At 53.8% G+C, this 23,886-nt stretch carries 21 protein-coding genes; 9 read left to right on the top strand and 12 right to left on the bottom strand.

The genetic code is table 11. The features are described 5' to 3' along the window. Positions 1 to 83: 83 nt before the first annotated feature. The gene (gene acnA, locus V1572_RS15540) at positions 84 to 2,759 is read left to right on the top strand and encodes an aconitate hydratase AcnA (RefSeq protein ID WP_032674926.1); all 2,676 of its coding nucleotides are present in this window, start codon (positions 84 to 86) and stop codon (positions 2,757 to 2,759) included. 35 nt (positions 2,760 to 2,794) lie between these two features. On the opposite strand, the gene ribA is transcribed toward acnA, so the two are convergent. Continuing rightward, positions 2,795 to 3,385, bottom strand: coding sequence for a GTP cyclohydrolase II (gene ribA / locus V1572_RS15535; protein ID WP_008501210.1), 591 nt, complete (start codon positions 3,383 to 3,385; stop codon positions 2,795 to 2,797). 197 nt (positions 3,386 to 3,582) lie between these two features. Between ribA and pgpB the strand changes: the two genes are divergently transcribed. The 5 genes from pgpB (at position 3,583) to yciH (ending at position 7,232) form a co-directional block, all read left to right on the top strand. Further along, positions 3,583 to 4,350 carry a phosphatidylglycerophosphatase B gene (pgpB, locus tag V1572_RS15530; RefSeq protein ID WP_048223612.1) on the top strand — a complete coding sequence of 256 codons (768 nt, stop codon included), beginning with the start codon at positions 3,583 to 3,585 and terminating at the stop codon, positions 4,348 to 4,350. Positions 4,351 to 4,498: 148 nt separating this feature from the next. Further along, positions 4,499 to 4,807, top strand: coding sequence for a LapA family protein (locus tag V1572_RS15525; protein ID WP_008501212.1), 309 nt, complete (start codon positions 4,499 to 4,501; stop codon positions 4,805 to 4,807). A gap of 6 nt (positions 4,808 to 4,813) precedes the next feature. Then, on the top strand, positions 4,814 to 5,983 hold the full coding sequence (gene lapB, locus V1572_RS15520) for a lipopolysaccharide assembly protein LapB (RefSeq protein WP_063621868.1): 1,170 nt from the start codon (positions 4,814 to 4,816) through the stop codon (positions 5,981 to 5,983). A gap of 185 nt (positions 5,984 to 6,168) precedes the next feature. After that, positions 6,169 to 6,906 (top strand): orotidine-5'-phosphate decarboxylase, encoded by a 738-nt coding sequence (gene pyrF, locus V1572_RS15515; protein WP_063621865.1) that lies wholly within the window; start codon positions 6,169 to 6,171, stop codon positions 6,904 to 6,906. Continuing rightward, entirely contained in the window at positions 6,906 to 7,232 is a 327-nt protein-coding gene (yciH, locus tag V1572_RS15510; protein WP_063145056.1) for a stress response translation initiation inhibitor YciH, read from the top strand. Before pyrF ends, yciH begins: the two co-directional genes overlap by 1 nt. Positions 7,233 to 7,337: 105 nt before the next feature. Here yciH and osmB read toward each other — a convergent pair whose 3' ends face one another. The 3 genes from osmB to V1572_RS15495 form a co-directional block, all read right to left on the bottom strand. Further along, positions 7,338 to 7,556, bottom strand: coding sequence for an osmotically-inducible lipoprotein OsmB (osmB, locus tag V1572_RS15505; RefSeq protein ID WP_008501216.1), 219 nt, complete (start codon positions 7,554 to 7,556; stop codon positions 7,338 to 7,340). Positions 7,557 to 7,816: 260 nt separating this feature from the next. Beyond that, positions 7,817 to 8,569 carry a DNA-binding transcriptional regulator YciT gene (locus tag V1572_RS15500; RefSeq protein WP_045908884.1) on the bottom strand — a complete coding sequence of 251 codons (753 nt, stop codon included), beginning with the start codon at positions 8,567 to 8,569 and terminating at the stop codon, positions 7,817 to 7,819. A gap of 44 nt (positions 8,570 to 8,613) precedes the next feature. Further along, entirely contained in the window at positions 8,614 to 8,796 is a 183-nt protein-coding gene (locus tag V1572_RS15495; protein WP_045908883.1) for a hypothetical protein, read from the bottom strand. Positions 8,797 to 8,989: 193 nt separating this feature from the next. Here V1572_RS15495 and V1572_RS15490 point away from each other — a divergent pair, with 193 nt between their 5' ends. Then, entirely contained in the window at positions 8,990 to 9,859 is an 870-nt protein-coding gene (locus V1572_RS15490; RefSeq protein WP_032674921.1) for a crotonase/enoyl-CoA hydratase family protein, read from the top strand. On the opposite strand, the gene pdeR is transcribed toward V1572_RS15490, so the two are convergent. From pdeR to V1572_RS15460, 6 genes are all read right to left on the bottom strand, one after another. Continuing rightward, a complete protein-coding gene (gene pdeR / locus V1572_RS15485; RefSeq protein WP_111966564.1) occupies positions 9,856 to 11,847 on the bottom strand; it encodes a cyclic di-GMP phosphodiesterase in 1,992 nt (663 codons plus the stop codon). The two genes, V1572_RS15490 and pdeR, sit on opposite strands and share 4 nt — an antisense overlap. 323 nt (positions 11,848 to 12,170) lie before the next feature. Beyond that, a complete protein-coding gene (locus V1572_RS15480) occupies positions 12,171 to 14,105 on the bottom strand; it encodes an exoribonuclease II (protein WP_395299351.1) in 1,935 nt (644 codons plus the stop codon). An 88-nt stretch (positions 14,106 to 14,193) separates the two neighbouring features. Next, on the bottom strand, positions 14,194 to 15,180 hold the full coding sequence (locus V1572_RS15475; protein WP_008501221.1) for a CMD domain-containing protein: 987 nt from the start codon (positions 15,178 to 15,180) through the stop codon (positions 14,194 to 14,196). A gap of 154 nt (positions 15,181 to 15,334) precedes the next feature. Next, the gene (fabI, locus tag V1572_RS15470) at positions 15,335 to 16,123 is read right to left on the bottom strand and encodes an enoyl-ACP reductase FabI (RefSeq protein ID WP_003856831.1); all 789 of its coding nucleotides are present in this window, start codon (positions 16,121 to 16,123) and stop codon (positions 15,335 to 15,337) included. 270 nt (positions 16,124 to 16,393) lie between these two features. After that, positions 16,394 to 19,489, bottom strand: coding sequence for a multidrug efflux RND transporter permease subunit (locus V1572_RS15465; protein ID WP_395299350.1), 3,096 nt, complete (start codon positions 19,487 to 19,489; stop codon positions 16,394 to 16,396). A 95-nt stretch (positions 19,490 to 19,584) separates the two neighbouring features. Continuing rightward, positions 19,585 to 19,995 (bottom strand): transporter, encoded by a 411-nt coding sequence (locus V1572_RS15460; protein WP_080276751.1) that lies wholly within the window; start codon positions 19,993 to 19,995, stop codon positions 19,585 to 19,587. A gap of 247 nt (positions 19,996 to 20,242) precedes the next feature. On the opposite strand from V1572_RS15460, the gene V1572_RS15455 reads away from it, so the two are divergent. Both V1572_RS15455 and V1572_RS15450 read left to right on the top strand, forming a co-directional pair. Continuing rightward, positions 20,243 to 20,947 carry a response regulator gene (locus tag V1572_RS15455; RefSeq protein WP_223539067.1) on the top strand — a complete coding sequence of 235 codons (705 nt, stop codon included), beginning with the start codon at positions 20,243 to 20,245 and terminating at the stop codon, positions 20,945 to 20,947. After that, a complete protein-coding gene (locus V1572_RS15450; RefSeq protein WP_395299349.1) occupies positions 20,944 to 22,008 on the top strand; it encodes an ATP-binding protein in 1,065 nt (354 codons plus the stop codon). Before V1572_RS15455 ends, V1572_RS15450 begins: the two co-directional genes overlap by 4 nt. Here V1572_RS15450 and V1572_RS15445 read toward each other — a convergent pair. Both V1572_RS15445 and sapF read right to left on the bottom strand, forming a co-directional pair. Beyond that, complete coding sequence (locus V1572_RS15445) at positions 21,989 to 22,930, bottom strand: ATP-grasp fold amidoligase family protein (RefSeq protein WP_196364480.1); 942 nt, start codon at positions 22,928 to 22,930, stop codon at positions 21,989 to 21,991. The genes V1572_RS15450 and V1572_RS15445 overlap by 20 nt on opposite strands. Before the next feature lie 148 nt (positions 22,931 to 23,078). Further along, positions 23,079 to 23,885 (bottom strand): putrescine export ABC transporter ATP-binding protein SapF, encoded by an 807-nt coding sequence (gene sapF / locus V1572_RS15440; protein ID WP_008501227.1) that lies wholly within the window; start codon positions 23,883 to 23,885, stop codon positions 23,079 to 23,081. Position 23,886: the final 1 nt, after the last annotated feature.

Raw genomic sequence — 23,886 nt, 5'->3', positions numbered from 1 at the left:
TCAAAACGTTACGACATCTTTGTGTTATCTTTAATTACGGCCCTGATGATTGTCAGGGCATCTCTGTGATTAAGGAGGAGCTTATGTCGTTAACCCTACGCGAAGCCAGTAAGGACACATTACAGGCAGAAAATAAAACCTGGCACTACTACAGCCTGCCGCTGGCTGCCAGAACGCTTGGGGACATTTCGCGTTTACCCAAGTCATTGAAAGTTTTACTGGAAAACCTCTTGCGCTGGCAGGACGGTGATTCTGTCACGCTCGATGATATCCAGGCGCTGGCAGGGTGGCTTGAGAAGGCCCATGCCGACAGAGAAATCGCCTACCGCCCGGCAAGGGTGCTGATGCAGGACTTTACCGGTGTTCCGGCCGTGGTTGATTTGGCCGCGATGCGCGAAGCCGTTAAGCGTCTCGGCGGGGATACGGCAAAAGTTAACCCGCTTTCCCCGGTTGACCTCGTCATTGACCACTCCGTCACCGTTGACCACTTCGGTGATGATGACGCCTTTGGCGAAAACGTGCGTCTGGAGATGGAGCGCAACCACGAGCGCTACGTATTTCTGAAGTGGGGACAGCAGGCGTTCAGCCGGTTTAGCGTGGTCCCGCCAGGCACCGGCATTTGTCACCAGGTGAACCTTGAATATCTGGGTAAAGCCGTCTGGAGCGAATTGCAGGATAAAGAGTGGGTCGCTTATCCAGACACCCTGGTGGGCACGGATTCGCATACCACCATGATCAACGGTCTGGGCGTGCTGGGCTGGGGCGTCGGCGGTATTGAAGCGGAAGCCGCCATGCTCGGCCAGCCGGTATCCATGCTTATCCCGGATGTGGTGGGCTTCAAGCTGACCGGAAAGCTTTCTGAAGGCATTACCGCCACCGATCTGGTGCTGACCGTCACCCAGATGCTGCGTAAGCATGGCGTGGTGGGCAAGTTTGTTGAATTCTACGGTGACGGTCTGGATTCGCTGCCGCTGGCCGACCGCGCCACCATTGCCAATATGGCGCCGGAATACGGTGCCACCTGCGGCTTTTTCCCCATTGACGACGTCACGCTGGAGTACATGCGCCTTAGCGGCCGCAGCGAAGAGCAGGTCGCGCTGGTGGAAGCGTATACCAAAGCGCAGGGCATGTGGCGCAATCCGGGCGATGAGCCTGTTTTCACCAGCACGCTTGAACTTGATATGGGAAGCGTCGAAGCGAGCCTCGCGGGGCCGAAACGTCCGCAGGATCGGGTTGCGTTGTCTGACGTGCCGAAAGCGTTTGCCGCCAGCAATGCCCTGGAAGTAAACGTGGCGCAGAAAGACCATCGTCCCGTCGACTATGTTCTGAACGGGCATCAATATCAGCTTCCGGATGGCGCGGTTGTTATTGCCGCCATTACCTCCTGCACCAACACGTCCAACCCCAGCGTATTGATGGCAGCCGGTCTGCTGGCTAAAAAGGCGGTCGAGCTTGGGTTAAAACCTCAGCCGTGGGTTAAGGCCTCGCTGGCCCCGGGATCCAAAGTGGTGTCGGACTACCTGGCTCAGGCCAAACTGACGCCGTACCTGGACGAGCTGGGCTTTAACCTCGTGGGCTACGGCTGTACGACCTGTATTGGTAACTCCGGGCCACTGCCTGAACCCATCGAAACGGCGATCAAGCAGGGTGACCTGACGGTAGGCGCCGTTCTTTCCGGTAACCGAAACTTTGAAGGGCGCATTCACCCGCTGGTAAAAACCAACTGGCTTGCTTCGCCGCCGCTGGTCGTGGCATACGCTCTCGCAGGGAACATGAATATCAACCTGGTGACCGATCCGATTGGTCACGATCGCAAGAATGACCCTGTCTATCTGAAAGATATCTGGCCATCCTCGCGAGAAATCGCGCTGGCCGTTGAGAAGGTCTCTACCGAGATGTTCCGCAAAGAGTACGCGGAAGTCTTTGAAGGCACGCCGGAATGGAAAGCCATCAATGTTGCAGGTTCGGATACCTATGGCTGGCAGGATGACTCGACCTATATTCGTCTGTCGCCGTTCTTTGATGAGATGCAGGCCGAGCCCGCGCCGCTTAAGGATATCCACGGCGCGCGCATCCTGGCCATGCTGGGGGATTCCGTCACGACGGACCATATCTCTCCGGCCGGGAGCATCAAAGCCGATAGCCCGGCAGGCCGTTACCTGCAAAGCCGGGGTGTCGAACGCCGCGATTTTAACTCTTACGGCTCGCGCCGCGGTAACCATGAAGTCATGATGCGCGGGACCTTTGCCAACATCCGCATTCGTAACGAAATGGTGCCGGGTGTGGAAGGGGGCATGACGCGTCATCTGCCTGGAACGGAAGTTGTGTCGATCTATGATGCGGCCGTTAAATACCAACAGGAAGGGACGCCGCTGGCGGTGATTGCCGGGAAAGAGTACGGTTCCGGCTCCAGCCGCGACTGGGCGGCGAAAGGGCCGCGCCTGCTTGGCGTTCGGGTGGTCATCGCCGAATCGTTCGAACGTATTCACCGTTCGAATCTGATTGGCATGGGGATCCTGCCGCTTGAGTTCCCGCAGGGCGTGACGCGTAAAACGCTGGGCCTGACCGGGGAAGAGCAGATTGACATTAGCGGCCTGCAAAACCTGCAGCCGGGTAAAACGGTGCCGGTAACGTTAACGCGGGCAGACGGGAAAACCGAGGTGCTGGATTGCCGGTGCCGTATTGATACGGCAACCGAGCTGACCTACTACCAGAACGACGGCATTTTACATTACGTGATTCGTAAGATGCTGGATTGATGAACGAGCCCGGCACGCGTGCCGGGCTTTTTATATCACTCTTTCAGCAGATGGCCCATTTTGGCGGCTTTGGTATCAAGGTAGTGGGCGTTTTTCGGGTTACGGCCGACAATCAGCGGTACGCGTTCAACGATGTTGATCCCGGCTTCGGTCAGGATCTCCACTTTTTTCGGGTTATTGGTCAGCAGACGTACTTCGTCCACGCCCAGCAGCTTGAACATATCGGCGCACAGGGTGAAATCACGTTCGTCGGCGGCAAAACCGAGCTGATGGTTCGCTTCAACCGTATCGTAGCCCTGGTCCTGAAGCGCGTAGGCGCGAATTTTATTCAGCAAACCAATATTACGTCCTTCCTGACGGTGATAAAGCAGCACGCCGCGGCCTTCTTCAGCAATATGAGAAAGGGCTGCTTCCAGCTGGAAACCGCAATCACAGCGCAGGCTGAACAACGCATCGCCGGTGAGACACTCTGAATGGACGCGGGACAGCACCGGTGTCTGCCCTGAAATGTCGCCATACACCAGTGCGACATGATCCTGTCCGGTTGCCAGTTCTTCAAAACCCACCATCAGGAAATCGCCCCATGGGGTTGGCAGTTTGGCTTCTGCCACACGTTTAAGCTGCATGTGATTCTCCAGAGTAGGCTGACACGTTTCGTGCCTGTGCCCTGTTTTGCTTTCTGTATCAGTTTATTTTGCCACAAGCTCAGCATGTTCGCCTAATGGGCACCATGCTATATGAACGTTAAACGCACGATCCGACATCTCCACCAGGTGAATAAATTTCAGTTATGATTGTGACGCTTAGCGAAAAAGGAGAAGACATGCATTCAATAGCCAGACGTACGGCAGCAGGTGCGGCCATTTTACTGATTATGCCTTTGGCCGTATGGCTTTCCGGGTGGATGTGGCAGCCCGGGCAGAACGCCACGTGGTTGAAAACGTTATACTGGATTACGGAAACGGTCACCCAGCCCTGGGGAATTATTACCCACGTTCTCCTCTGCGCCTGGTTTCTGTGGTGCCTGCGCTTTCGTCTGCGCGCGGCGCTGATGCTCTTTGCTATCCTCGGTGGCGCTATCCTTATCGGTCAGGGCGTAAAATCCTGGGTGAAAGATCGCGTTCAGGAGCCGCGTCCTTTTGTCGTCTGGCTGGAAAAAACGCACCATGTTCCGGTGGATGAGTTCTACACTTTAAAGCGTAAAGATCGCGGCGCGCTGGTCAAAGAACAGCTTGCGGAACAGCAGGATATCCCGAAATTCTTGCGAAAACACTGGCAGAAAGAGACCGGGTTCGCGTTTCCTTCTGGCCATACCATGTTTGCCGCCAGCTGGGCGCTGCTGGGGGTTGGGCTGCTTTGGCCAAGACGGCGTACGGTCACTATCGTGATTCTACTGGTCTGGGCGACGGCGGTCATGGGCAGCCGCTTACTGCTGGGGATGCACTGGCCACGGGATCTGGTCGTTGCCACGCTCATCTCGTGGCTGCTGGTGATGCTGGCGACCTGGCTGGCTGAACGATTCTGCGGCCCGCTAACGCCACCGCCGGAAGAGAAAGAAGAAATAGCCGAAAGGGACCAAACGGACGCCTGACGGTTGATATTCCGCATTTTGCCCATAGATCCATGACGTGCGCGTCACTTTTTCCGTTTCGCGCCCGTCACTAAAATGGTAGTTTATAAGGCTGATTGCGTTAAGTTGAACACACTTTATTCGCTTGAACCACATAACGGGAAGTAATGTGAAATATTTACTCATTTTCTTACTGGTATTGGCGATTTTTGTCATTTCAGTCACATTGGGTGCACAAAACGATCAGCAGGTGACGTTTAACTATCTGCTGGCTCAGGGTGAATACCGTGTGTCGAGCCTGCTCGCGGTCTTATTTGCTGCAGGCTTTGCCATTGGCTGGCTGGTTTGCGGTTTGTTCTGGTTAAAAGTCCGTGTTTCGCTTGCGCGCGCAGAACGTAAAATCAAACGACTCGAACATCACATTGCGCCTGCGTCCGACATGCCGGAAAGCTCTGGCGTGCCGGTCGTGAAGGAATAATCGACGATGCTGGAGTTGTTGTTTCTGCTTTTGCCTGTCGCCGCAGCCTATGGCTGGTATATGGGCCGCAGAAGTGCGCAACAAACAAAACAGGATGAGGCCAACCGACTCTCCCGCGACTACGTTGCGGGGGTCAACTTCCTCCTGAGCAATCAGCAGGACAAAGCGGTGGACCTGTTCCTCGACATGCTGAAAGAGGATACGGGGACCGTTGAAGCGCATCTTACCCTGGGTAACCTGTTCCGCTCGCGCGGCGAGGTTGACCGCGCCATTCGTATTCACCAGACCCTGATGGAAAGCGCCTCGCTGACCTACGATCAACGACTCCTGGCCGTACAACAGCTGGGACGAGATTACATGGCCGCGGGGTTGTACGATCGCGCTGAAGATATGTTCGCTCAACTGGTGGATGAAACAGATTTCCGCATCGGCGCGTTGCAGCAGCTCCTGCAGATCTATCAGGCCACCAGCGACTGGCAAAAAGCCATTGATACGGCCGAACGTCTGGTGAAGCTGGGTAAAGATAAGCAGCGCGTTGAGATAGCCCATTTCTACTGTGAACTTGCCCTTCAGCAGATGGGCAACGACGACATGGATAAAGCCATGACGTTGCTGAAGAAAGGTGCCGCCGCGGACCGCAACAGCGCCCGTATCTCTATCATGATGGGGCGCGTCTTTATGGCGAATGGCGACTACGCCAAAGCCGTTGAAAGCCTGCTGCGGGTTATCGATCAGGACAAAGAGCTGGTCAGTGAAACGCTGGAGATGCTGCAAACCTGCTATCAACAGCTGGACAAGCAGGAAGAATGGGTGGCGTTCCTGCGTCGCTGCGTGGAAGAGAATACCGGCGCAACCGCGGAACTGATGCTCGCTGACGTTGTTGAGCAGTATGAGGGTGGCGACACCGCGCAAGTCTATATCACCCGACAGCTTCAGCGTCATCCGACGATGCGGGTCTTCCATAAGCTGATGGATTACCACCTGAACGACGCGGAAGAAGGGCGCGCCAAAGAGAGCCTGATGGTGCTGCGCGACATGGTTGGCGAACAGGTGCGCAGCAAGCCGCGTTACCGTTGCCAGAAGTGTGGTTTTACCGCCTATACCCTCTATTGGCATTGTCCTTCATGCCGGGCCTGGTCAACCATCAAGCCAATCCGCGGCCTGGACGGGCAGTGATTTTTTAAAAGCCTTCATTTTAGTTACAACATACTGATGGCTTTTAGCACTTTCTCAATACCGTGCGGTTTGCCAGCCTGGCAGGGACATAAATGGCTTCTGTCAATTTGCGGCGGCGGCAGGTAGAATGCTGGCCGTTTATCTGTTCCGCGCCGCTGCGCGCCCATAGACGAAAAGGGCTGGTCATGACGTCTGTTACATCCTCCACTTCCCGCGTAATTACGGATTCTCCTGTTGTTGTTGCGCTTGATTACAATAAGCGTGACGCTGCATTGGCGTTTGTCGACGGTATCGACCCTCGCGACTGCCGTCTGAAAGTTGGCAAAGAGATGTTCACGCTGTTTGGACCGCAAATCGTTCGCGATCTGCAACAGCGCGGCTTTGACGTTTTCCTCGACCTCAAATTCCATGATATTCCGAATACCACGGCCCACGCCGTTGCTGCAGCCGCAGAGCTGGGTGTATGGATGGTCAACGTCCATGCGTCGGGTGGGGCAAGAATGATGACCGCCGCCCGTGAGGCGCTCCTGCCGTTCGGTAAGGACGCGCCGTTGCTGATCGCCGTCACCGTGCTGACCAGTATGGACGAAAGTGATTTACGCGACCTTGGCGTGACGTTGTCACCTGCGGAGCATGCTGAACGTCTCGCCCGTTTGACGCAGCAGTGCGGCCTGGATGGTGTTGTCTGCTCCGCGCAGGAAGCGGTACGTTTCAAATCAGCACTGGGCCAGGATTTTAAACTCGTCACGCCAGGGATTCGCCCTGCGGGCAGCGACGTGGGCGATCAGCGCCGCATTATGACGCCTGAGCAGGCGCTGGCGGCGGGCGTAGACTATATGGTTATCGGGCGTCCGGTGACGCAGTCTGCAAACCCGGCTGAGACGCTTAAGGCTATCAATGCATCGCTGAACAAGGGGGCGTAATGACCGATTCCAACAGCCGTCTGGTCTACTCAACCGATTCCGGGCGGATAGACGAACCGAAAGCCAAAGTGGAGCGTCCAAAGGGAGACGGTATCGTTCGGATTCAGCGTCAAACCAGCGGACGTAAGGGGAAAGGGGTCTGCCTTATCTCCGGCATTGATCTGGATGATGCAGAACTGACTAAGCTGGCTGCCGAGCTGAAAAAGAAATGTGGCTGCGGCGGTGCCGTAAAGGACGGGATTATTGAAATCCAGGGTGATAAACGTGATTTAATAAAATCACTGCTGGAAGCCAAAGGCATGAAAGTTAAACTGGCAGGCGGCTAAAATAAATGAGCCACGGCAAATGCCGTGGCTCGTGTTGTATACGTGCGTATGTCAGACCTGAAATGCGTTTAAATATCGCAATATCGAGGAAGGCTTAGATAATAATTATTTGCCAACCTGGTGACCGATAATACCACCGACAGCAGCGCCACCTAATGTACCCAGCGTACTACCATCCGTTAATACTGCACCACCGAGAGCACCGGCACCGGCACCAATCGCGGTGTTACGGTCACGTTTAGACCAGTTAGAGCATGCGCTCAGGGACATTGCTACAGTGATTGCCAGAACAGCGGCGGCTAATTTTTTGCTGGTTAAGGTCATAATACTTTCTCCTGAATTATCGATTCACGGAAAGATGTACACGTTAAGTATAGACGAATCGAATACTTAATTCTTTTCCCCGTGAAAGCTGGTCGCGCAGGCGTTACTTCATCACGCAGGTGATAGTCACTTCCTGTTATATCGCTAACAGTAATTTTACGACTTTAGGGCAGGTTATACAGGTAAAAACTCTTAAAGCAGGGTTAAGAATCATCTCAGAGAAAGAACATGCGCGCCCGAAATTCGGGCGCGGAGGGAAATCATGCGCTGGTTTCAATAATATTGACGATCAGACCGCTCTCTTCGAGTTTATTGCGATGCGCTTCGCTCAAACGGTCATCGGTAATCACGCGGCTAAAGCGTGAAGCGGGACCCATCGTGTAAGGATGAACGGCACCAAATTTAGAGCTGTCGGTGAGCACAATGGCTTCGCACTCTTTTTCCAGTACGGCATTGACCACGTCAGAGCGCATCATATCCCGGCCGGTAAAACCTGTCTCCGGCTGCCAGCCGTCAATCCCGATAAAGGCCTTACTGAAATGAACCTGCTGGACGTACTGACGGGTCAGCGGGCCAACCATGCTTTCGCTTTTTTTCTGATAAATACCGCCCAGCAGAATCACCTCGCAGCGCGTCTCTTTAAGCAGATGCGCGATATAGCTGCTGACGGTAATGATGGTAACGTCTTTTTGATCGGCAAGTGTTCGCGCCAGAAGGGCATTACTGCTGCCGTTTTCAATAAAGACGGTCTCACCGTTGTTCACCAGGGAGGCAGCAAATTCCGCCAGTTCACGTTTGAGCGCGTAGTTGTTCATCATGCGCGTCTCAACGTCATCACTGTCCAGCGGGACCGCATAGCCGTGCGCGCGACGCAGGTAGCTCTGTTTTTCCAGCAGATTAAGATCCTGACGGATGGTGACTTCAGAAACGCCAGTGGTTTTCGCGAGATCGACTACGCTTACGCGTCCCTGATCGATGACCATCTGCAAAATGAGTTGTTGTCGGGAATTCATAGCATCCATTTAATAAAGCGAAACGAGGTCGGAAACGGTGGGCGTTAAACTTCCCACGGCGCTTTTGGCTGTCTGTTTTCGGGCGCAGCGTCAGCGCCATGCTGAGCAAGAAGTTCAGACTTCAGGATCTCAAGATTACGGATAGCAGAGTGATAATCGCCCGCCACCAGGATATCCAGCACGGTATCAATTCGTTGTGCTACAGCTTGTGCGTCAATCGTAGACATAATCTCACCCCAGGCGCGAAAAGTTAATATTTTCAATGATGCAGAAATTGGGTTCAAAAGAGAAGGGAAAAAATGCAATAACTAAATTACATAAACGGAAGTGATAAAATTATTCCCCCTCATACAGCGGGCTTATTGAGTGGATTAGTCTAAAACTGCGCGCAACGCGCTTTTTTATAGGAGGAAGTAGACTATGACAGTTATCAATCAGCCTACCTGTACACTGTTTACCGATACTGAACGGTTCACCCAGCTGTCAGGGTATTACGAGGCGGAGCGACATACCGTCTGGATGATGTTACGGGCTCAGCCACGGCCTTGCTTCAACCATGCATTGATAGAGGAGATCATGAATTTTTCATGGCTCGTCCGCCAGTCTGGTTTTGCGGTTGATTTTTGGGTGACCGGATCGCTGGTTCCCGAGATGTATAACGCGGGCGGTGACCTGCAGTTCTTCGTTGAGTGCATTCAGCACGGTCGACGTGAAGCGTTACGGGCCTATGCGCGCGCCTGCGTTGATTGCGTGCATGCGGCCTCGCGGGGATTTGATACGGGGGCCATCTCTCTGGCCATGGTTGAAGGCAGCGCGTTAGGGGGCGGGTTTGAGGCCGCTCTTGCGCACCATTTCGTTCTGGCTCAGCGCGACGCCCGCTTAGGTTTCCCCGAAATTGCCTTTAACCTGTTTCCGGGCATGGGGGGATATTCCCTGGTTGCACGCCGTTCAGGCATGAAGCTGGCAGAGGAGCTCATCTACAAAGGGGAATCCCATACAGCGGAATGGTACGAACAGCACGGCCTGGTGGATCTCCTGTTTGAACCCGGACAAAGCTATGTCTCCACCCGAACCTTCATCGACACGCTACGGCCAAAACTGAATGGCGTGAGGGCGATGCTGCGCGCCCGGACGCGCGTTCTGCAATTGCCGCGCAGTGAACTGATGGACATCACGGAGGACTGGGTAGACGCGGCTTTCTGCCTTGAACCGAAAGATATCGCCTACATGGAGCGTCTGGTGATGCTGCAAAACCGCCATCACGCGGCGGGCTTGCGTAAAGCCAGTTAATGCTGTTTTCGCACCTGATAGCGTTTTAGCCATCGCTCGAATGCGGCAGCGGGCATCGGCTTAGCAAACAGAAAACCCTGCCGTTCGTTGACGCCGTTCTTGGTCAGAAAGGCGTCTTCTTTTGCATTTTCGACCCCTTCGGCAATCACCTGCAGGTTTAACGCCTGCGCCACCGCGACGATGGCGCGCACCAGTGACTGGGAGATGGACTGCTTATGAATATCCCTGACAAACGATTGATCGAGTTTTATGGCGTCAATAGGGAAGCGGGCCAGCTGCGAAAGGGAGGAGTAGCCGGTACCAAAATCGTCGAGATGAATTTGCGCCCCCAGCCTGCTGAACTGCTGAATCACGGAGAGCGCCAGCTCTTCGTTCTCGATAAGACAGCTTTCGGTTAATTCGACGTCCACCGGGCAGTATTCAAAGTTCAGATCCTTCAGCGCCTGCTTTAAGTCACTAAAGATAGTCTGGTCGGCCAGCTGACGCGCAGAGACGTTCACGGCCACGCGCAGGTTTATTCCCTTATCGCGCCATTTTGCCACCTGGCGAACCACATCGAGCATCACCCAGCGGCCCAGCGGCACGATCAACCCCGACTCCTCGGCATAAGAGATAAACTCCAGCGGTGGGATCAAACCGCGTTCGGGTGATTGCCAGCGGACCAGCGCTTCCAGGCTTCTGACCTCGCCGCGCCAGGTGATTTTTGGCTGATAGTGAATCAGGAGCTGATCGTTATCCAGCGCTTTACGCAGGTTGGTATCCAGCCAGAGATACTCAAACACGCGTTGGTTCATCTCGGGCGAGAAGACGCAGAACTTGCCCCGACCGTTCTCTTTGGCGGTGTACATGGCGGTATCGGCGTTGCGAATGACGCTTTCCCGGTCGTTGCCATGCTGTGGGGCGAGGGCGATGCCCAGGGAACAGCCGGTGTAAATTTCAATCAGACCGATTCGGAACGGCTGGCGCAGGCGGGTTAAAATGCGCGACGCCATCGCTTCCAGAGAGCCCTGAGAGGTATTGGTGGCCATGACGATAAACTCATCACCGCCAAGTCGTGCCAGCACCTGTTCCTCATCCAGACAGCTCAAAATGGCGAGCGCGACAGCCTGTAACAGCTGATCGCCAAACATATGCCCGTAAGCGTCGTTGACCTTTTTAAAGTTGTCCAGATCGAGATACACCACGCCAACCTGCGTGTCGCCGCGGTGACTGATGGCGTCAGAAATCAGGTCGTGGATTGCATTGCGGTTTGGCAAGCCAGTGATGGTATCGGTATTGGCCAGCACGCGCAGCCGTTCCTGAGCGCGGCGTTCCTCGGTAATATCGGTACCGGAACAGATAAGGAAAATTTCATTTTTACCGCTGCCGCTGTGAACGAATTTGTTTCTGAACAGAAACAGTCGTTGCCCTTTACGCGTTTTGATCCAGCGCTCGACTTCGTAGGAACTGCCGTTGCGGAAGAAACCGGAAATATTGCGCTTTGAGGCTGCCGCTTCGCTGCGGCTCATAAACAGCTTAAACACGTTCTGGCCAATCACTTCCTGCTCTTTCAGGCCGGTATACTCTTCGCTTAGTCGGTTAAAGCGCTGAATATTGCCGTTCTGATCGAGGATAACAATGACGGAGTTAGCCTCTGAAACGACCTGTTCCGCGAAAGAGAGTCCCTGAGCCAGGTCGCGCGCCACGGAGGGGGTATCATGCCAGGCGGAAGCGGTACCGGCCCACTCGTTACGCGTAATTTTCCGCCCAACAAGGTGAACCGGAAGGTCTTCCCCGAATAACGAGAGCGTCATGGAAATGCTGGAGGTAATCACGGTTAAGTGACGGATAAGATCGGCCTGATCGTCGTCCAGCGCAATCACCTGAGTGACATCGGCATTTTCACTGGCGGCAAGGTGCAGAGCATTGCTGTCAGCTGACAAACGCCACCATGGACTGTGAGTCCCCATGTAGCGAAACAGCAAATTCTGCTCCAGATCGTCCATCATGTTTTCTCCCGCAGCTGTTCATTAGCGCACAAATTATTCATTTGCAGTCGACTTTTCCGTTGAGAAACAGCGGTAAAACCGAAGTGAACTTATTGTTTTTCCCTGATTTCTGATAATAAAACGAGTCAGGTTAAAAAGGATACTGGGCGTATAAAAATTCACGTAACCGAATATAACAACACTCTTTTACTGTAGATAATTATGGCGAATTTGGGCGAAGGGAGACTGAAAATAGTAAGAAAAAATAATGCTTTTGTGGCGGGGGTAAAAAGAAAAATTGTCGGCCCTTCCGGAAAGGAAATGACCGACAATTGAAGAGGTTATCAGGCGACAGGACGCGCGATAATACTGCGGGTTTCCATACGGACTTCAGCAATGGTGACGTCAATCACGTCGGTGACTTTGTAAACTGTTTCACCTTTAATTTGCACCGTACCGTTTTCCTGACTACAGACCATTTCATCGCGCACAGCATGCAGGAATGGCGCAGGAATAAACGCGACAGCACCGTTATCGACCAGACGGACGCGCATCCCTCCGCGGCTGATATCGATGATTTCTGCGGCGAAACGGGTATCCGTACCGGCTTTATCCTGCAGGAAGCGTGCGTACAGCCAGTCGCCAACATCACGTTCCGCCATGCGGTTCAGACGACGGCGATCGGCCATCTGCAGCGTGGTGTCCTCCTGAGGACGGGCAACGGTTTCGCCTTTGATAATCGCTTTCAGCAAACGGTGGTTAACCATATCGCCATACTTACGGATCGGTGACGTCCAGGTCGCGTAGGCTTCGAGGCCGAGACCAAAGTGCGGGCCAGGCTCGGTGCTAATTTCTGCGAAGGACTGGAAGCGACGAATGCGGCTGTCCAGGAAGCCCGATGGCTGCGCGTCCAGTTCGCGGCGAAGCTTGCAGAAGCCCGGCAGCGTGAGCACTTCTTCCGGATCGACGTGCACGTCGTGATTCTTCAGCAGGGCTGCCAGCGCTTCGGTATTCGCCGGATCAAAGCCGGTATGGACGTTGTAAATGCCAAAGCCCAGCTTGTCGCGCAGCACGCGTGCGGCACAGATGTTGGCGGAGATCATCGCCTCTTCAACGATGCGGTTCGCAATGCGTCGCGGTTCGGCCACGATATCCAGCACTTCGCCTTTCTCACCCAGAACAAAGCGATAATCCGGGCGATCTTTGAACACCAGCGCATGGGTTTGACGCCACTCGCCGCGGTTCAGACAGATGCGATGCAGCAGACGGATCTGCGCGGCAATGGCGTCTGATTCAGGTTTCCAGCTACCGGTATTTTCCAGCCAGTCGGAGACGTTATCGTAGGCCAGCTTGGCTTTCGACTCGATGGTGGCGGCAAAGAACTCGATATCGTCTTCAATCGCGCCATCCGCAGCAATGGTCATGCGGCAGGCAAGGACCGGACGCACTTCATTCGGACGCAGCGAGCAGAGATCGTCTGACAATTCGCGCGGCAGCATTGGGATGTTGAAGCCCGGCAGGTAGTTCGTGAACGCACGGATTTTCGCCGTTTCGTCAAGCTTGCTGCCTTCAACAATCCAGGCGGTGGGATCGGCAATGGCAACGGTCAGGTGCAGTTTGCCGTCGGAACTCTCTTCAGCGTAGAGCGCATCGTCCATATCTTCGGTGCTGGCGCTGTCGATGGTGACAAACTCCAGCGCGGTAAGATCGCGACGCGTCAGACCTTCGTCCTGCATCTCGGTTGCCACGCCGTTCGGCGCTTCTTTTTCAAGATTGTGGCGTGCCAGCGTGACCCACCATGGCACGAAATGATCGGCGCCAAAAGTAATGAACTGGGTCAATTCCGCATAAAAACCGCGATCGCCTTTCAGAGGATGACGGCGCATTTCTGCTACGGCCCAGTCACCTTCTTTAAAATCATGCTCAACACCACGGGCGGCGCGGCAGGGAATGGCATCTTTCAGCAGAGGATGATCCGGCACGATAGAAAGACGATCGTCTTTTCGCTGCACCTTACCCACAAAACGGGTCAGGAACGGTTCGATCAGTTCTTCCGGTTCGGCGGACTCGCGATCCTTCTCGGTATGAATGACGGCCATGACGCGATCGCCATGCATCACTTTCTTCATCTGCGGTGGCGGAATGAAGTAGCTTTTCTGCGCGTCAACTTCAAGGAAGCCAAAGCCCTTTTCCGTGGCTTTTACGACCCCTTCTGCACGCGGCGTCTGGGAATGCAGTTGCTGTTTAAGCTGCGCTAGCAGCGGGTTGTCCTGAAACATAATGTTCTATTTTCGTAGCCATTGAGCGGCTGACAGTTTTACGCGATTCTCACTGTCTCAGCAAGCGGTCTTTGGGTAATGAGTGTGGTTATTCCTCTTTACCAAACGCCACTTTCAGGCGATTGAGCCAGCCATCAAACGCACTTTGGGTAAGCAGCGTGATGGCATATTCGCCCTGGAGTCCTTGATCCGTGAGCGGGGTAAACTGCGCGGCGCTGAAGCGGTCCGGAGAGCGGGTCAGCAGTTCGACCGCTGCCGAAAGTGCGGGGGAGGTCTGCGGGATCTCCGCGCGGCTGTTTAACAGGATTTCTCCGGTCAGGTCGAGCAGCGTCGGCTCATGACAAAGCACCGGCGTCAACGCCTCGAGCGCGGGTTCGGCCTGCCAGCGGGACAGGGACTCCAGCTGATGCGCATTCGCGTAGCGCAGCTCGACGACGGGTAAAAGCGGCATCCACGCATCGTGGCTCGCGGGAAGCGTGTGCGGCTGAATATGGTGCCCCGGCAACCAGCGAACAGGATGTCCCAACAGGGCCTGGAAAATCGCGACCACGCGCGCCTGAAAACCGATAAAGCCGATAATCTGGTTAATCACCACGATGTCGTACGTGGACAGGCCCACCTCATCAAGCTGGTTCCGGGCTTTATCATCAATGACATCAGGAGAGCTGGCGAGCTGGCGGGCATACTGGGTGATTTGCGCCAGGCGGCGGTTGCTTTCGCGCGAGGAGTCCGGGCCGGGAAGCGGGGCGAGGAGGGCGGCGTAGTGGTTACAGAGCCGCTGAACGCCGCAGGCCTGAGCGACCGTTAACGCGGTACTGAGCCGATCGTAAGCGCTGAGCGTATGCAGTCGGTTCACGGGAATTGAGAGTGGAAACAGCTGGTGGCATAAGGCTCTGGCAGGAGTAAGCCAGCCAGAACAGGCGGCGACAATCTCATCAGGCAGGGCTAAATCGAGCAAAAAACGATCGTCGACGTTAGCGGCTTCGGGCACCAGGGGCAGAACATCCGTCTGCGCGTGGTTTGACTGGGTTTCATGATACCAGTGGCCTTTGCCGGAAAAACGGCGTTGTTCCATGTGCGTTCCTTGATCTCAAAATGGCGATCAATATCCTGGCGTAAGGCAGATAAAGGGAAAAATATTGTTAGGTGATAACAAATAGCAGAACGGAATAACGAAGGGGTGACGCGGGGGAAAATACTCTCTTCCCGGGCGGGAAGAGAGTCACAGCTTATTTAATTTCCAGCTCGTTCATTGCAGCGATGTTGAAGCCGCCGTCAACGTGAACCACTTCGCCGGAGATACCTGCGGAAAGGTCAGAGCACAGGAATGCTGCAGAGTTACCCACATCTTCAATCGTAACGGTACGACGAATCGGGGTAACCGCTTCGCAGTGTGCCAGCATTTTACGGAAATCTTTAATACCGGAAGCGGCCAGGGTGCGGATAGGACCCGCAGAGATGGCGTTAACACGCACGCCTTCAGGACCCATTGCGTTCGCCATGTAGCGTACGTTGGCTTCCAGAGACGCTTTAGCCAGACCCATAACGTTGTAGTTAGGGATAGCACGTTCAGCGCCCAGGTAGGACAGGGTCAGCAGGGCTGCGCCCGGGTTCAGCATCGCGCGGCAGGATTTCGCCATCGCAACGAAGCTGTAGGAGCTGATGTCGTGCGCGATTTTGAAGCCATCACGGGTTACCGCGTTCACGTAGTCGCCGTCCAGCTGGTCGCCAGGAGCGAAGCCGATGGAGTGAACGAAACCGTCGAATTTCGGCCATGCTTTTGCCAGTTCAGCAAACATGCCGTCGATGCTTTCGTCTTGTGCAACGTCACATTCCAGAACAATGCTGGAACCCAGCTGCGCGGCAAACTCTTCAACACGGCCTTTCAGCTTGTCGTTCTGGTAGGTGAACGCCAGCTCAGCGCCTTCGCGATGCATTGCCTGTGCGATGCCGTATGCGATGGACAGTTTGCTGGCAACGCCAGTCACCAGAATGCGCTTACCGGAAAGAAAACCCATAGCTTTAATCCTTATATTCATTGCTTATTTTGCCTTGTAATTCATAGCGTTACAGGCAGTATTTCAAAATCATTCGAAATTAGCTCGAAATTATAGCCCACTCACAGCCCCTTGTGTCACGATATTTCTCGCACTTCTCCGAAGTCGCATGTCCCGAAGAATGCGTCGCGGACACGCGGGGGCGCGAAATTTCAGCATTCGTCCAGTATATCACCCGGCAACAGCTTCGCCTCATCCAACCAGCGAGGAGGCGCGATCCCGCAAGGGTGTTCACGCTTTCCTGATGTTGCCGATGAAGCGCGCAATAACGATAAAGAAAACCGGTACGAAGAAGATCGCGAGAAGCGTACCGCTAATCATGCCGCCAAACACGCCGGTACCGATGGCATGCTGCGTACTGTCGCTTGCACCACTGGCCAGCATCAGAGGAACAACCCCTAAGGTAAAGGCTAACGATGTCATCAGAATGGGGCGCAGGCGCTGACTGGCGGCATGAATGGTCGCCGCCAGCAGGGGTTGCCCTTCGCGATGCAGCTGCCTGGCAAACTCCACAATCAGAATGGCGTTCTTGGCCGACAGGCCGATAAGCGTAATCAGACCGACCTTAAAGAACACGTCATTGGTCATGCCGGCAACAAACACCGCTATCACCGCCCCGATAAGGCCCAGTGGAACAACCAGCATGACCGCAAAAGGAATAGACCAGCTCTCATACAGGGCGGCGAGCACCATAAACACGACCAGTATCGACAGGGCGATCAGGCCCGGAAGCTGCGATTCCGATTTTTTCTCCTGCAACGAACTCCCGGCCCATTCACCCGCCATGCCCTGAGGCAGGCTCCTGGACAAACCCTCCATGATCTTCATTGCGGTGCCGCTGGATACGCCTGACGCCGCACTTCCGGTAATCCGTATAGCAGAATAACCCTGGTAGCGCGTCAACTGCTGCGGCGCAACGTTCCAGGAGATCGTCGCAAACGTTGATACCGGCACCATCTCACCCATCCGGTTTTTCACTGATAGTTTCAGTATCTGTTCAGGCTGCATTCGGTAGGGGGCATCGGCCTGCATAATCACCTGTTGAACGCGGCCGTTATTCGTATAGTCGTTGACGTAATTTGAGCCCAGGGTGACGGAAAGCGTCTGGTTGATTTCATCGAATGAGACGCCCATCGCTTCCGCCTTTTCCCGGTCAACCAGGAGCGCAAGGCTGGTTCCTTCTGGCAGACCGTCTATATAGACATCACTGAGTTCAGGGCGTTGATTAGCCTGCAGAACCAGCGCGTCGGCGGCCCTCTTCAGAGCCTCATAGCCCGCTCCCGCTCTGTCCTGAACGTACCAGGTGAAGCCCGAGGAGGTGCCCATATCCGAAATGGCCGGCGGGAGCAGGCTCATTGTGACGGCATCAGTGACGTTCGTCATGCTGGCCTGTATGTGGTCGGCTTCATCCTGAGCCGTCGAGCCCTGCCGATTTTTCCAGTCCTTCAGCGTGGTGAAGGCCATGGCCGAATTCGGTCCTGAACCTGAAAAGCCAAACCCCAGGATCATAATGTTGCTTTCTATGTCCGGCCGGGCCGCAATTTCCGCTTCAAATTTTTTAACCACGTTGAGGGTGCGCTGCATCGTGGCGTCAGAAGGCAGCTGGATAGAGGACATAAAGTAGCCCTGATCTTCGTCCGGCAGAAAAGACGACGGTAACGAAGACAATCCAACAAATAGCGCCGTACAAAGCGCAACGTACAGGAGCAGCATACGCCCGGTTCGCTTCAGAACGGCACCCAGCCCGGCTTCGTAACAGACGGTGAGCAAACGGAAGCGCGCGTTAAACCTGGCCGCGAACCTTCCACTTCCGCTCTTTCCTGCCTTGTGCGGCTTGAGTAACGTTGCGCACAGGGCAGGCGTCAGTGTCAGGGCCAGAAACGCGGACAACAGTATGGAGACCGCCATAGAAATACAAAATTGTCGATAGATAATCCCGACCGAACCCTCAGCAAACCCCATGGGGATAAAGACGGCAGTGAGCACCAGCGTGATCCCGATAATCGCCGGGGTGATCTCCTGCATGGCCTGCCGGGTAGCGTCCCGTGGCGAGAGGCTTTTTTCCGCCATCAGTCGTTCGACGTTCTCCACAACCACAATGGCATCATCAACGATAATCCCTATCGCCAGCACCATGCCGAACATCGTCAGAATATTGATGGAGTATCCGCTCAATAACATCACCGTGAAGGTGCCAAGAAGTGCGACGGGAGCAACAATCGCCGGGATAAGCGTACAGCGTATCTTATGCAGAAACAGAAGCATCACCAGGAAGACCAGGACCATCGCTTCTACAAAGGTCTGAACCACCTTCATGATAGACAGTTTCACAAACGGCGCGGTATCGAAGGGAACCGTAAACGTCATTCCTTCCGGTAATACCTGGGAAAGCTCGTCGATGCGCGCGCGTACGCCTGAAGCCGTACTCATTGCGTTGGCACCCGGCGAGAGCTGGATTGCCGCAGCCGTTGCGGGCACGCCATTTTCGCGGATACCGAAAGCGTAACTTTGCAGGCCGGACTCAACGCGCGCGACGTCGGACAGTTTCAGCCTCGCGCCCGATGCATCTGATTTCAGGGTAATGTTTCTGAACGCCTCTACCGAAGTGAGTTGCCCCTTCACGGTGATGGGATATGTTACGCCTTGTCCCGCAGATGCTGGCTCATCTCCCGTTTTGCCGGGTGAAACCAGGGCATTTTGCTGGCCAACAGCAGTAAGCACATCGCTCACCGAAAGGCCGTAGCTGTGGAGCTTCATCGGATCCAGCCAGATACGCAGCGCTTTTTCGCCGCCAAACAGCTGAACTTTCCCTACGCCGGGCACGCGACGAAGCTCGTCACTGACGTTTCGGGCAAAATAGTCGCTTAAGTCGGCTTCCTCGAATTGACCGCTGGTGGACTTCAGCCCCACCATCATTAAAAATCCAGAGTTAGCGGCCTCGACGTTAATGCCGTTTTGTCTTACCGCCTGAGGAAGACGAGGCTCGACGATCTTTATCTGGTTCTGCAGATCCATCTGTGCCAGCTTGATGTCCGTGCCGGGTTTAAACGTGACGGTAATCGATGCCGAACCGGTTGTGTCGCTGGATGATTCGAAATAGAGCAAATTATCTACGCCAGAGATTTCGCGCTCGATTAACGAAATCACCGACGTATTCATGATATCGGGGCTGGCCCCCGGGTAACTGACGGAAATAATGATGCCTGGCGGAGCCACCGCCGGATACTGCGCAACCGGCAAACGAGGAATAGACAGGAGACCCGTCAGGACGATAAACAGCGCCACAACCCAGGCGAAAATGGGACGTTCGATAAAAAAATGAGGCATTGGGTTATTTTTGTGCAAAAGAGTGAGGCAGAGACTCTACCGCGCACCTGTTTAGCGGAAGTGGGCGGTTTATGGAGGCCGTGTGGAGCAATGGCTCAGATCATTCTCATAATGAGGTACAGCGGTGCTCCACCAAAAAAAATGATCAAATAACATTCATAGTAAAAGATCAGATCCTCAATATCGGGTATCGCGTTTAACAGCACGGTGAACGTAATAATGAGATAAACAAAAATCACCATCAGCCAGAAGGCGATGATAAGTAGCTCAATGAACGCGCCGGCTTTATTTTGTATGACCAGAAAAATCACTGACAATGCGATGCAGCCATAGATAAGGGGTGAAGAGAGCAGCGTCGAGGCGACTTTCTCATCCATTCTGTGTACCAGCACCAGCCAGGTATAAAGTAATCCCCACGACAGCAGCAGAAACAGGGAATATATACCCAGTTTTTTAGGAGAAAAATATTTGGAAAATTCCATGTTCATTATTTCAGCCAACTTCATAAAATCTTTAAGAAACAGTGGTAATTTGCAGCGCGCAATGCACAACGCGTTATGCCTCATTAGCGATTTTGAACGGACATTGTCGAGTCTTTATTGACTGAATGTGTAGGCTGTGTGGAGAAATAACCGGGCATTTAAATCAACCGGGAAATTTTCGTGACTACGGCACTTTTTCCCGGAGGCTGTGTCTTATTGTGCTCAAGATATCTGATAGCGTGCTTAAAGGGATTTCACCCGCGGAGATAATATGAACAAAAATACGCTGATCCTTGTTGTTGAAGACGAAGACGAAATCGCCGATATACTGATGAGCTACTTAGAGCGTTCGGGAATGAAAACGCTCAGGGCCAGGCAGGGCGAGCAGGCGATAACGCTCAATCGCCTCCATAAACCGGATCTCATCTTGCTGGACATTCACCTGCCCGTGTGTGACGGCTGGAGCGTGCTTACCACGCTTCGCCATGAAAGTGCTGTCCCCGTCATTATGGTTTCCGCTCTCGATCAGGACGTCGATAAACTTATGGGTCTGAGGCTCGGCGCGGATGATTACGTCATCAAACCCTTCAACCCTTCGGAAGTTGTCGCACGGGTTGAGGCGGTGCTGCGTAGAACAAAGCCTGCGCTTCAGCAGGCGGGGGCCCTGCCGCTCAGAACGCCATTCATTACGGTCTATCCGGATGATTTCTACGTGGAGGTTACTGCGGGGCCCGAGGTTATCTCCCCGGTCTTAACGACGACCGAATTTAAATTGCTTTCTTACCTGGTGCGGTATCCGCGCAAGGTCTGTTCCCGTGAAGAGTTGCTCAACGCGTGTTTGCCGGAAGGCGATACGCTCGACAGAACTGTCGACAGCCATATGAGCAAGCTGCGAAAAAAACTGGAGCAGGCCGGTCTTTATGGCGTTCCCGAGAGCATCAGGGGCATGGGTTACCGGCTTGGGGAAAAGAAATGAATAAAGAATCTGTCCTGAGTCGTCAGATCTTAACGTATATGCTGTTGCTGACGTTTACGATAATTGCCATCGCCATACTGGGCTCCTGGTTTTTTTACTCCTTTATTCTGGATCATCTTCCCGGCGGCCCTGCTGCGGGCGATGACGAGCAGATGACGATGTGGGACTGGGTATGGATTGGGACCGCGACAACGATCAGCCTGATCATTGCCGTATTCTTTACGGTCAAACTTTCATCGCGAATACTCACCCCGCTGAACGCGGTCGCGTCCAGCCTGAAAAAAATTTCCCAAGGCGATCTGGACGCCAGGGCATTCTGTGCCAGTTCCCGGCTGGGAGAGATCAATCACCTGGTTACGGATTTCAATGAAATAGCAGAAAAGCTGCAAACGCTCGATATCCAGCGGAAATCCTGGAATGCTGCGATTGCACATGAACTCAGAACCCCGGTCACCATTTTACGCGGAAGGCTTCAGGGGCTGGTTGACGGGGTGTTTACCCCGGATCCGGTGCTGTTTACTAACCTCCTCAAACAGACGGAAGGATTAACCCGTCTGATTGAAGACCTCCGGGTTATCAGTTCGGATGGCGGGGCAGGATACACGTTATACCAGGCCAGAACGGATCTGAAAGGGACAATACAGGACGCGCTCGATACCTTCATGCCCGAGTTCAACCGTAAGGCATTTACCGTCCATACTGAACTGAGGGAGCAGCAGTGCGTATTCGATCCCTTACGCATCAATCAGTGTCTGACCGTTTTATTTGACAATGCCTTACACTATTCAACTTCGCGCAAGCTCACGGTAAAAAATGGTGTTTCGGATAAAGGCAATTTTATCCTGATTCAGGATGGGGGACCGGGTATTCCCAGGGAGTTTCATGACTTCCTGTTTCAGCCCTTTCAGCGCGATAACGGCGCCAGACAGTTGAACCCGGAAGGCTGTGGTTTGGGCTTGTCGGTGGTAAAAGCCATCATGCTGGCGCATGGTGGCGATGTTACCTATACCTTATCAACGCAAAACCACTCAATATTTAAACTCACCTGGCCCGACTCGTGAGCGTCAGCGGCAGGTCAAATGTGCCTGCCGGCGGTAAATGCCATATTTTTCCTAGCTTAGCATCCCATTCCTGCGGGGTAATCGACAGTTTACCGCGTCTCGGGCTTAAGGTTATTTCACTGAAATAGATTTCATCATTTTTTAGCATGAGGTCAACGCGGCAGTAGTCAATGCCATCCGCCAGTTCCTGGGATGCCAGCAACGCTTGTCGGAACAAGGCCGGTTCGCCTGGCGCCAACGGTGTATTCGGATATTCCATCTGAAAGGGTTGTAAGTTCCAGTACCTGTCGTAAACGTTGATGAAATCTTTGCCGTTATCATCCGTAAAATCCGCTTCAACATAGTGGGCAACGCCATGAAAACAATGGATCCTCAGCATTTCGGGCGCTGTGTTCCTGTCTGCATCATCGAAGAGATCGACATACGGTTCGCAAAGTATTTTTGGCGTAATGTTTTTGTACTGCCATTCGCGCGTGGTGTAGTACATATTTTTCTTTAACGCGAGACTGAGTTTTTTACACGCTTCCCTGACGTTAAATTGCGCTTTGTTTGTACATATTATTGTGCTGCCACTGTCATGGTTGCACTTAAGGACGAATTTTTCAGGGAGCGTCGAAAAATCAATCTGGGACACCTTACTGTAGACGCCGAGTAATGGCACCGTTTTGACTCGCGTTGTTCTGGAGATTACGTATTCCCGAACGGCGAGTTTATCGGCAAGCAGGGTATAGACGTTATTGTGGTCATAAACCAGACGATGACATATTTTTTCACTCAACGTCGTGGGGGATTTAATGTCAGGATGCTTCCCCGATGTTTTCTTGAGCCTCACAGTATGAAAGTACAGGTCTGTCATTAAAAATGAACGACATTTTCTGATGAGATACTCGGTATATTTGAGAATGTAAGTGGCGTTGTTCATTTCTTCTCCTCCGTAATGTCCGGATATTCTGGAGAAGAACTGTTGATGTATTTTGCTGAGAGTATGGAGCAGCAATGGAGATGAAAAAGTTAAGGATTAAACAGCGTATTAAGGCTATTTAATCCTTATTAAGCGGTGCAACGTTTGTTTACCGGTCTTTGCGCCACGCATCGGCTGTGAGTGCTTCACCGAAATGACCGGCTATCAGCCGTTTTGTCAGCTCGTGAAGCGGGGAGGCCATCACATCCGCCGTGCTGCCGCGCTCGACCACTTCACCCTGGTGCATAACCATCACCTGATCGCTGATGTGTTTCATCATCCCCAGATGCTGGGTGACGTAGATATACGAGATGCCCTGTTTTTCCTGCAGCTCCAGCATCAGGTTAATCAGCTGCGAACGCATCGACATATCCAGCGAGGCAAGCGCTTCGTCAGCAATGATCACTTTCGGGCGCAAAATCAACGCACGCGCCAGACCCAGACGCTGTTTCTGGCCGGGGGCCAGCATGTGTGGGTAGTAGCTTTCGTGATCCGGTAACAGCCCAACCATGCGCAGGGTTTCGAAGATACGCTTGCGGCGCGCCTCGGGTTCCAGGTCGGTGTTCAGACGCAGCGGAAAATCGAGGATCTGCGAAATGCGCTGGCGCGGATTGAGTGAGGTCGATGGATCCTGGAAGATCATGCGGATGCGCTGGCTGCGGAAAGAGTAATCCCCGAACGTCAGAGGGTGATCGTCAATCAATACTTCGCCAGCCGTGGGTTCAACCATGCCGGCAAGCATTTTCGCCAGGGTCGATTTCCCGGAACCGTTCTCGCCGATGATCGCCAGGGTCTGTTTTTCACGCAGGGTAAAGCTGAGCGGTTTTACCGCGTCGACAGTTTGACGATGAAACAGCCCCGTGCGGTAGCGAAAGGTCTTACTCAGGTTGCGGACTTCAAGCAAGGTTTCGACCATT

The sequence above is a fragment of the Enterobacter quasiroggenkampii genome, assembly GCF_043972695.1.
Taxonomy (GTDB): domain Bacteria; phylum Pseudomonadota; class Gammaproteobacteria; order Enterobacterales; family Enterobacteriaceae; genus Enterobacter; species Enterobacter quasiroggenkampii.
The sequence above is the reverse complement of the archived record's forward strand: the minus strand, read 5'-3'. Positions and strand labels throughout refer to the sequence as shown.

Excerpts from the sequence above, each read along its gene's own strand:
- V1572_RS15455 (WP_223539067.1), top strand. The coding sequence starts at position 20,243 with ATGAACAAAAATACGCTGATCCTTGTTGTTGAAGACGAAGACGAAATC.
- ribA (WP_008501210.1), bottom strand. The coding sequence starts at position 3,385 with ATGCAGCTTAAACGTGTGGCAGAAGCCAAACTGCCAACCCCATGGGGC.
- V1572_RS15445 (WP_196364480.1), bottom strand. The coding sequence starts at position 22,930 with ATGAACAACGCCACTTACATTCTCAAATATACCGAGTATCTCATCAGA.
- lapB (WP_063621868.1), top strand. The coding sequence starts at position 4,814 with ATGCTGGAGTTGTTGTTTCTGCTTTTGCCTGTCGCCGCAGCCTATGGC.
- V1572_RS15500 (WP_045908884.1), bottom strand. The coding sequence starts at position 8,569 with ATGAATTCCCGACAACAACTCATTTTGCAGATGGTCATCGATCAGGGA.
- pdeR (WP_111966564.1), bottom strand. The coding sequence starts at position 11,847 with ATGATGGACGATCTGGAGCAGAATTTGCTGTTTCGCTACATGGGGACT.
- V1572_RS15495 (WP_045908883.1), bottom strand. The coding sequence starts at position 8,796 with ATGTCTACGATTGACGCACAAGCTGTAGCACAACGAATTGATACCGTG.
- V1572_RS15450 (WP_395299349.1), top strand. The coding sequence starts at position 20,944 with ATGAATAAAGAATCTGTCCTGAGTCGTCAGATCTTAACGTATATGCTG.
- V1572_RS15475 (WP_008501221.1), bottom strand. The coding sequence starts at position 15,180 with ATGGAACAACGCCGTTTTTCCGGCAAAGGCCACTGGTATCATGAAACC.
- V1572_RS15490 (WP_032674921.1), top strand. The coding sequence starts at position 8,990 with ATGACAGTTATCAATCAGCCTACCTGTACACTGTTTACCGATACTGAA.
- pyrF (WP_063621865.1), top strand. The coding sequence starts at position 6,169 with ATGACGTCTGTTACATCCTCCACTTCCCGCGTAATTACGGATTCTCCT.
- sapF (WP_008501227.1), bottom strand. The coding sequence starts at position 23,885 with ATGGTCGAAACCTTGCTTGAAGTCCGCAACCTGAGTAAGACCTTTCGC.
- pgpB (WP_048223612.1), top strand. The coding sequence starts at position 3,583 with ATGCATTCAATAGCCAGACGTACGGCAGCAGGTGCGGCCATTTTACTG.
- fabI (WP_003856831.1), bottom strand. The coding sequence starts at position 16,123 with ATGGGTTTTCTTTCCGGTAAGCGCATTCTGGTGACTGGCGTTGCCAGC.
- yciH (WP_063145056.1), top strand. The coding sequence starts at position 6,906 with ATGACCGATTCCAACAGCCGTCTGGTCTACTCAACCGATTCCGGGCGG.
- V1572_RS15465 (WP_395299350.1), bottom strand. The coding sequence starts at position 19,489 with ATGCCTCATTTTTTTATCGAACGTCCCATTTTCGCCTGGGTTGTGGCG.
- acnA (WP_032674926.1), top strand. The coding sequence starts at position 84 with ATGTCGTTAACCCTACGCGAAGCCAGTAAGGACACATTACAGGCAGAA.
- V1572_RS15460 (WP_080276751.1), bottom strand. The coding sequence starts at position 19,995 with ATGAAGTTGGCTGAAATAATGAACATGGAATTTTCCAAATATTTTTCT.
- V1572_RS15480 (WP_395299351.1), bottom strand. The coding sequence starts at position 14,105 with ATGTTTCAGGACAACCCGCTGCTAGCGCAGCTTAAACAGCAACTGCAT.
- osmB (WP_008501216.1), bottom strand. The coding sequence starts at position 7,556 with ATGACCTTAACCAGCAAAAAATTAGCCGCCGCTGTTCTGGCAATCACT.